Genomic DNA, 6,678 nt, shown 5'->3' on the forward strand with positions numbered 1-6,678 from the left:
CTGGCGAGACTTGCGGCGCTTCGGACCGCGCTGAGGCACTAATGGCCTGGAACCCGAGCCCCACGGCTCACACATAAAGAGCTGTGACAAGGAGAGCAGCGTGCGTGGAAGATCAGCATGGGTGTCACCTGGGCGTAGCTCTCCAGCCCTTTGGCCCCGCCGCTCGGCAACAGCGCCAGCCCGGAGGCCTCCACGCGCGTGAGGTAGTGCCACCTTCCCGGTGAGGAGGCCAAGAGCGGAGGAGTCACAGCCTCAGCGGAGGTGGGGTCAGCCCTTCCTGCCTGAGACAGCAGCAGCAGCACCAGCAATGAGGAAGTCATCAAAGCCTCCAACGGAGGACTCTCCTACGAGCAGGACCTATCACCAATCCCCGACATGCCCGACAACGTGGGTGGGGATCTACTTGGGACGTAGGGTCTGGAACTCACTCCATTGTTGTTCGTATTTCGCCAGTGTTTCCCTGTTTCTGAAGGCGTCGGGGTCAGTCCGGTTCAGCACGCGACCGCACGTCACGCCCGAGTCGTCGGCGCTCGTGACGAGGCCGTGCCGAGTTTGTGCTGGGCCTAGAGGAGAGCATCCCGTCAGTTCCAAGACCTGCCCGCCTTGCTCGCCTCTTGGGCTCTTCCTACGGGCCCCCTGCCTGAGCAACCGCGCCGTTCCAAGGTGTTGGCACTCTGAACGGCTGCTGCACGGCGCCAAGCACACCGGCGCTCCGCCCCTCTGCCGTGAGGGGTTTCCGGAGGGGAGTTGTTGGCCTCCTGATTGCCACCGCGCAGTGTAGATGAGGGAGATCGGCCCGGAATCGGTGTTCGATTGACTTCGGAATCGGTGCTCGACTTGGCCCGGTGCATGAACCTGACTCTACAGGTCGATCCCGAGCAGCCGTTCTTCTGCTGGGGCGCCATGAAGTTCCAGTACCAGCCAGGGCTTTCTGCAAAGGGCGTCAGGAGGCTTGGTGGTGGTCGTGACGATGTACTGGAAGATTGGCTGCTTGGCGGCCTCTTCCAATGAGCGCACGAACTGAAAGAGTTGATGGTATGGGCTCAGACCGAGATCAGCCTCCCGCGGACTGTCGTGAATGACGAACGCCGGAAGGGGAGTGCAGCTCGCCTCCTGCCACGAGGCTGTCCAAGCTGTCGCCCGGCTCGAAGGCAGGGTTGAGTTGCAAAAGCGGGTCCGGCCAGAGCGCGCCTGAGTGCATCTCTGCACTCACGTACTCGCGGATGCGGTCATCGCGGATGGTGACGAAGCTGCCGACATACTCAGAGTATTGGTCGACGACGTTGTCCCGGATCTCGAAGACGTCCATGGTCCCTTCACTCCGTGTGCAGGGAGGAACGTGAACGCGCGACGCCACGCCCTCCGCTGCATGCGGTGCGCACGGTATCCTGGCCGGCACGAGACTGCGAGCCCGCCCCGCCCGAGTACTGGCCAGCACTTTGGGAGCGACCGGATGGGCGTGGCCATCCCCTGTGCTCGTAAACCGGAGTGTAGGGACTCCGTGGACCCGACTGCAGGGATGCGGGACATCAGGACGGAGCGTTCCGCCCGTCAGGTCCAGCGACTGGGCAACACCACCAGGGAACCCTGAACTGGCAGAGCCGCGCCAGACTGGCCACCACGGGCCGGATCAGCTGCTGGTTCTCCACCTGGGTCTCGCCCGCCAGTTCCCCGATCCAATCCAGGGCGTCGTCATCGAAGACGGCGACCATGTCCCGTGCGCCCTTGAGCGCAAGGGGATGGCGCTCAAGGGCCTCCCACAGGGCCTCGAAGGTGGTGAACTCGGGCAGGTGAAGCAGGCCCTCGTCGCTGCTGCACACTTCCGTACAGAGGCACAACGCCGCTGATCGATGCAGGCGGCGTGGTGGTGAAGGACATTCCGCGTTCCACCGCGTCTCAGTGAGCACGCAGGCCCGTGGGCATCTTCTGGAGCGTCCCGGACCTGCGCAGCTCGCGGATGGCCTCCATGATGGAGCGGCACTCGCTGTCCGAGTTGTAGAAGTGTGGCGAGATGCGGATGCCTCCATTGGGCCGCCAGTCCACCACGAAGCCCTGCTCGATGAGGCGGCGGCACGCGTCCTCGCTGCCCTCGAAGTCCACACACACCGTGTTGCCCCGGCGGTGCGGCGCGCGCGGCGTGTTCACCTTCAATCCCTGCTCATCCGCCAGCGCCATCAACAGGGACGTCTGCCGCAGTGACTTCTCGCGGATGGCCGCCACACCCACCTCGCGGATGATTTCGTAACCCGCGCGCGCCGCGTGCAGCGCGGGCACCGAGGGAGAACCGCCCATGAAGCGGTGCGCGTCCGCCGCGTACTCCACGTCCCCGAAGTGGAAGTCGAACGGGTGCGCGTCCGAGAACCACCCCGTCATCCTCGGCTTGAAGTCCGGGATGAGGTCCTGGCGCGCGTAGAGGTACGCCGCGCCCGGGCCACCGCACAGCCACTTCACGCTCCCGCCCACCAGGAAGTCCACCCCGAGCGCCCGCACGTCGATGGGCACCGCGCCCGTGGCCTGGTAGCAGTCGAGGACAACCAGCGCGCCATGCCGGTGCGCCTTCTCGATGACCGGTTTCACGTCCACCAGCCCCGAGGAGCGGAACAGCACCAGGTCCAGCGACACCACCAGCGTCTCGTCGTCGATGGCGGCGAGCAGGTCCTCCGTCTCGACATTCAACCCGCCGTCGCGGCTCTTCACCGCCTCGATGCGGGCGCCGTTCCTGCGCTGGGCCATCCAGTTGTAGACGACCGAGGGGAAGTTCAGCTCGGTGAGCACCACCTTGTTGCGCCGGCCCGAGAAGGACAGCCCCGAGATGAGCACGGAGATGAGCGTGCTCACGTTCTGGTGCATCGTCATGGTGCCCGGCGGCGCGTTGAGGATGGAGCCGAGCAGGTCCGCCGTCTGCGCCACCATGGGCAGCCACGAGTGCCACGCCACCACGCCCTCGGTGTCCCAGAGGTCCGCGTAGTCGTTGAGGTACTGGCGCGCCTTGCGCGGCATCGCACCCAGCGAGTTGTTGATGAGGTAGCCGGCCTTGCGCTCGAGGATGGGGAACTCCGAGCGCCACTTTAGCAACGTATCGGTCTGGGCGGGAGGCATGCCACTGACCAACACGGCCCGCGCCCGGGGTCCTTTCCGCGTGGACCCCGGGTTTCCCCTCCGAACAGGACTACCGGCCCGACGAGCGGGCGGCCTTGCGGCGCGGTTTCGCCGCGGACTTTTTCGCGGGAGCCGGCTCGCGGTCCCACGTGCCGGAGCGGCCGCCGGACTTGTGGTCCAGCCGCACCTGCTCCATCACCATGCCCCGGTCCACGCTCTTGCACATGTCGTAGACCGTGAGCGCCGACGCGCACGCCGCCGTGAGCGCCTCCATCTCCACGCCCGTGCGGTCCACCGTGCGCACCGTCACGCGGATCTCCAGCGCGTCCTCCTGGGGCTCCAGCTCCACCTCCACCCCGGAGAGCGCGATGGGGTGGCACAGGGGAACGATGTCCGGAGTCCGCTTGGCCGCCATCACTCCGGCCAGACGGGCGGCGGCCAGGACGTCTCCCTTCTCCACCTTCCCCCGCACAATCCGCTCGAGCGTCGCGGGAAGCATGCGCAGCCGGGCGGTGGCCACGGCCACGCGCTCGGTCTTCTCCTTCCCGCCCACGTCCACCATCTTCACCGTTTCATCGCCTCCGACACCGCGGCGAGCAGATCGTCCGCGATGTCATCCGGGTCTTCCAGGCCCACCGAGACGCGGATGAGGCTCTCGCCGATGCCGGCTGCCTTCCGCTCCTCGGGCGTCATCCGCCGCGCGCTCGCGCTCGCCGCGTGCATCACCAGCGTGCACACGTCCCCGAGCGACGGCGCCGCCCTCGCCAGCTTCACCGCCTCCAGGAAGCGGAAGCAGTCCGGCCGGCCCGCGCCCTTGATGTCAAAGGCCACCATGCCGCCGAAGCCGCCCTCCAGCACCTGCTTCGCCACCGCGTGGTCCGGATGGCCCGGCAGCCCCGGGTAGTGCACGCGCTCGATGAGCGGGGACTCGGAGAGCCGCCTGGCCACGTGGGCCGCGTGCTCGCAGTGCGCCTTCATTCGGATGGGCAGCGTGCGCACCCCGCGCAGGGTGAGCCACGCCTCGAAGGGCCCCAGCACCTCACCGCCCAGCAGGCGCGCGGCCCGCAGCGGCGCCAGCTTCTCCTTCGTGCCGCTCACCGAGCCGCCCAGCGCGTCGCTGTGCCCGTTGAGCCACTTCGTCGTGGACTGGATGGCGTAGTCCGCCCCCAGCTCGCACGAGCGCTGCCCGTACGGCGAGGGGAAGGTGGCGTCCACCGCCAACACCGCCCCCACCTCGTGGCTCGCCCGCGCCAGCGCCCGGATGTCCGGCACGCGCAGCAGCGGGTTGGTGACGCTCTCGGCCAGCACCAGCTTGGGGCGCAGCGCGACGATGCGCTCGGGCGCCGCCGCGTCCGTGAGCATGAGCGCCTCGATGCGCACCCCGGCCCGCGCCGCCAGGTTCTTGTAGAGCGACCGGGTGACGCCGTAGCCGTCCGACGGCATCACCACCCCGTCGCCGGCCTTCAGGTTCTGCGCCTCGAAGACGGCCTTGAGGGCGGCCATGCCGCTCGCGTAGGCCACGCAGGCCTCCGCCCCCTCCAACGCCGCCACCGCCTCCTCCAGCAGCGCCGCGTTGGGCGCGGCGATGCGCGAGTAGACGTAGTCCTTGCCGTCCAGCGCCTCGTCCAGCTCGTCGCTGCTGTCGAAGAAGCTCACCGCCGACACGTGGATGGGGGGCACCACGGGCTGGGACTTGCTGCCCGTCAGCTGCGAGCCCGCGTGCACCGCCACCGTCTTCCGCTTCGTGCTCATGAATGTCTCCCGAGAGCCGTGCCCGAAGGGCCTACTCGCCGTGCTCGATGAGCCAGCGCTCGGCGTCGATGGCCGCCATGCAGCCCGTGCCCGCGGCCGTAATGGCCTGCCGGTAGTAGCTGTCCTGCACGTCGCCACAAGCGAACACGCCGGGGATGTTGGTCCGGGTGCTGCCCGGCACCGTCTTCAGGTAGCCCCCCTGGTGCGTCTCCAGCACGCCCTGGAAGAGGCTCGTGTTGGGCGTGTGGCCGATGGCCACGAACAGGCCCGTGGCCGCCACCAGCTTCGTGTCGTTCGTCTTCAGGTTGCGCACCACCGCGCCCGTCATCCCCTTGTTGTCACCCACCACCTCGTCGATGGCGCTGTCCCACAGGAAGGAGATCTTCGGGTTGTTCAGCGCCCGGTCCTGCATCACCTTCGAGGCGCGAAGGGAGTCGCGCCGGTGCACCACCGTGACGCTCTTGACGATCTTCGCCAGGTAGGTAGCCTCCTCCATGGCCGTGTCGCCGCCGCCCACCACCAGCACGTCCTGGTTCTTGAAGAAGGCGCCGTCACACGTGGCGCAGGCGGACACACCCCGGTTCTTGTAGGTGTCCTCGCCCTTCACGTCCAGCCACTTCGCGCTCGCGCCCGTGGCGATGATGATCGTCTCCGAGTAGCAGCTCTGGCTCTCGCCCTGGATGAAGAAGGGGCGCTTGGAGAAGTCCACCTTCTCCACGTTCTCCATGTGGATGACGGTGCCGAAGCGCTCGGCCTGCTTCTGGAAGCGCTCCATGATCTCCGGGCCCGTAATGCCCTCGGGGAAGCCGGGGTAGTTCTCCACGTCCGTGGTGATCATCAGCTGGCCGCCGGGCACGCGCTGGGGGTCCTCGAGGGTGGGGCCACCCGAGAACATGACGGGCTGCAGGTTGGCGCGCGCGGCGTAGATGGCCGCGGTGTAGCCGGCCGGTCCGGAACCGAGGATCAGGACCTTGGCATGCGTGTTGGGCGAAGTCATGTCGTGCAGGGCAGGAAAAGGGAGGGGACCGGGACGGTGCAGGATTGTCACATGGGGCTGAAGCCCGACACGGCAAGCCCGCCAGTCGGCACAATAGCCTTTCGCCAGGCAAGGGCGACCTTCGCCGCTGCTGCGAGTCGGACGGATGTGGCATCCGCCCGACGCGACCGCTACGACAAGCCACTGCAGGATGGGAGACCCTCGATGTCGATGCTGACCAATCTCGATCTGATTCGCCGAGTGCCGCTGTTTTCGCTGCTGACGAACGACCAGGCCCAGGCCATCGCCGACGCCGTGGTCAAGCGGCGCTTCCGTCGCGGCGAACTGGTGGTGGAGCAGGGGCGCAAGAGCAACGCGCTGTTCATCCTGCTCAACGGCCGTGCGCGCGTGCTGACCGCCGACTCGCGGGGCCGCGAGGTGATCCTCGCGGTGCTCGAGGCCGGCGACTATGTCGGCGAAATGAGCCTGATCGACAACGAGCCCCATTCGGCCACCGTGCGCGCCGAGGTGCAGACCGACATGCTGGTGCTCGGCCGCACCGAGTTCGCGCGCTGCCTGCCCGAAACGACGAGCCTGGCCTACGGCATCCTGCGCGGCCTGGTGTCGCGGCTGCGCGCGGCGGACCGCCAGATCGAGTCGCTGGCGCTGCTGGACGTCTACGGCCGCGTCGCCCGCACGCTGCTCGACATGGCCGAGGACACCAACGGCACGCTGCTGATCCGCAACAAGGTGTCGCGCCAGGACATGGCCAAGGTGGTCGGCGCGTCCCGCGAAATGGTCAGCCGCGTGATGAAGGACCTCGAGCAGCGCGGTGTCATCGAGACGCAGGA

The 6,678-nt window shown here is 67.7% G+C and carries 8 protein-coding genes; 2 read left to right on the forward strand and 6 right to left on the reverse strand.

Going from position 1 to position 6,678, the window contains the following annotated elements; translation table 11 throughout:
• Positions 1–849: 849 nt before the first annotated feature.
• Entirely contained in the window at positions 850–1,011 is a 162-nt protein-coding gene (locus AC16DP_RS40975) for a hypothetical protein (RefSeq protein WP_329733994.1), read from the forward strand.
• 43 nt (positions 1,012–1,054) lie between these two features.
• Here the strand turns inward: AC16DP_RS40975 and AC16DP_RS40980 are convergent, their stop codons facing one another.
• The 6 genes from AC16DP_RS40980 to trxB form a co-directional block, all read right to left on the reverse strand.
• Positions 1,055–1,309, reverse strand: a complete 255-nt coding sequence (locus AC16DP_RS40980) for a hypothetical protein (protein ID WP_329733995.1) — start codon at positions 1,307–1,309, stop codon at positions 1,055–1,057.
• Positions 1,310–1,529: 220 nt separating this feature from the next.
• Positions 1,530–1,820, reverse strand: coding sequence for a hypothetical protein (locus AC16DP_RS40985; RefSeq protein WP_329733996.1), 291 nt, complete (start codon positions 1,818–1,820; stop codon positions 1,530–1,532).
• A gap of 76 nt (positions 1,821–1,896) precedes the next feature.
• A complete protein-coding gene (locus AC16DP_RS40990) occupies positions 1,897–3,099 on the reverse strand; it encodes an aminotransferase class V-fold PLP-dependent enzyme (protein ID WP_329733997.1) in 1,203 nt (400 codons plus the stop codon).
• A gap of 70 nt (positions 3,100–3,169) precedes the next feature.
• Entirely contained in the window at positions 3,170–3,667 is a 498-nt protein-coding gene (gene moaC / locus AC16DP_RS40995) for a cyclic pyranopterin monophosphate synthase MoaC (RefSeq protein ID WP_329733998.1), read from the reverse strand.
• Positions 3,664–4,851 (reverse strand): trans-sulfuration enzyme family protein, encoded by a 1,188-nt coding sequence (locus AC16DP_RS41000; protein ID WP_329733999.1) that lies wholly within the window; start codon positions 4,849–4,851, stop codon positions 3,664–3,666. Before AC16DP_RS41000 ends, moaC begins: the two co-directional genes overlap by 4 nt.
• Before the next feature lie 31 nt (positions 4,852–4,882).
• Positions 4,883–5,848 (reverse strand): thioredoxin-disulfide reductase, encoded by a 966-nt coding sequence (trxB, locus tag AC16DP_RS41005; RefSeq protein ID WP_483956980.1) that lies wholly within the window; start codon positions 5,846–5,848, stop codon positions 4,883–4,885.
• A 204-nt stretch (positions 5,849–6,052) separates the two neighbouring features.
• Between trxB and AC16DP_RS41010 the strand changes: the two genes are divergently transcribed.
• A partial coding sequence (locus AC16DP_RS41010) for a Crp/Fnr family transcriptional regulator (protein ID WP_483956981.1) occupies positions 6,053–6,678 on the forward strand: 626 nt, incomplete at its 3' end.

This window comes from Archangium sp., from assembly GCF_057119385.1.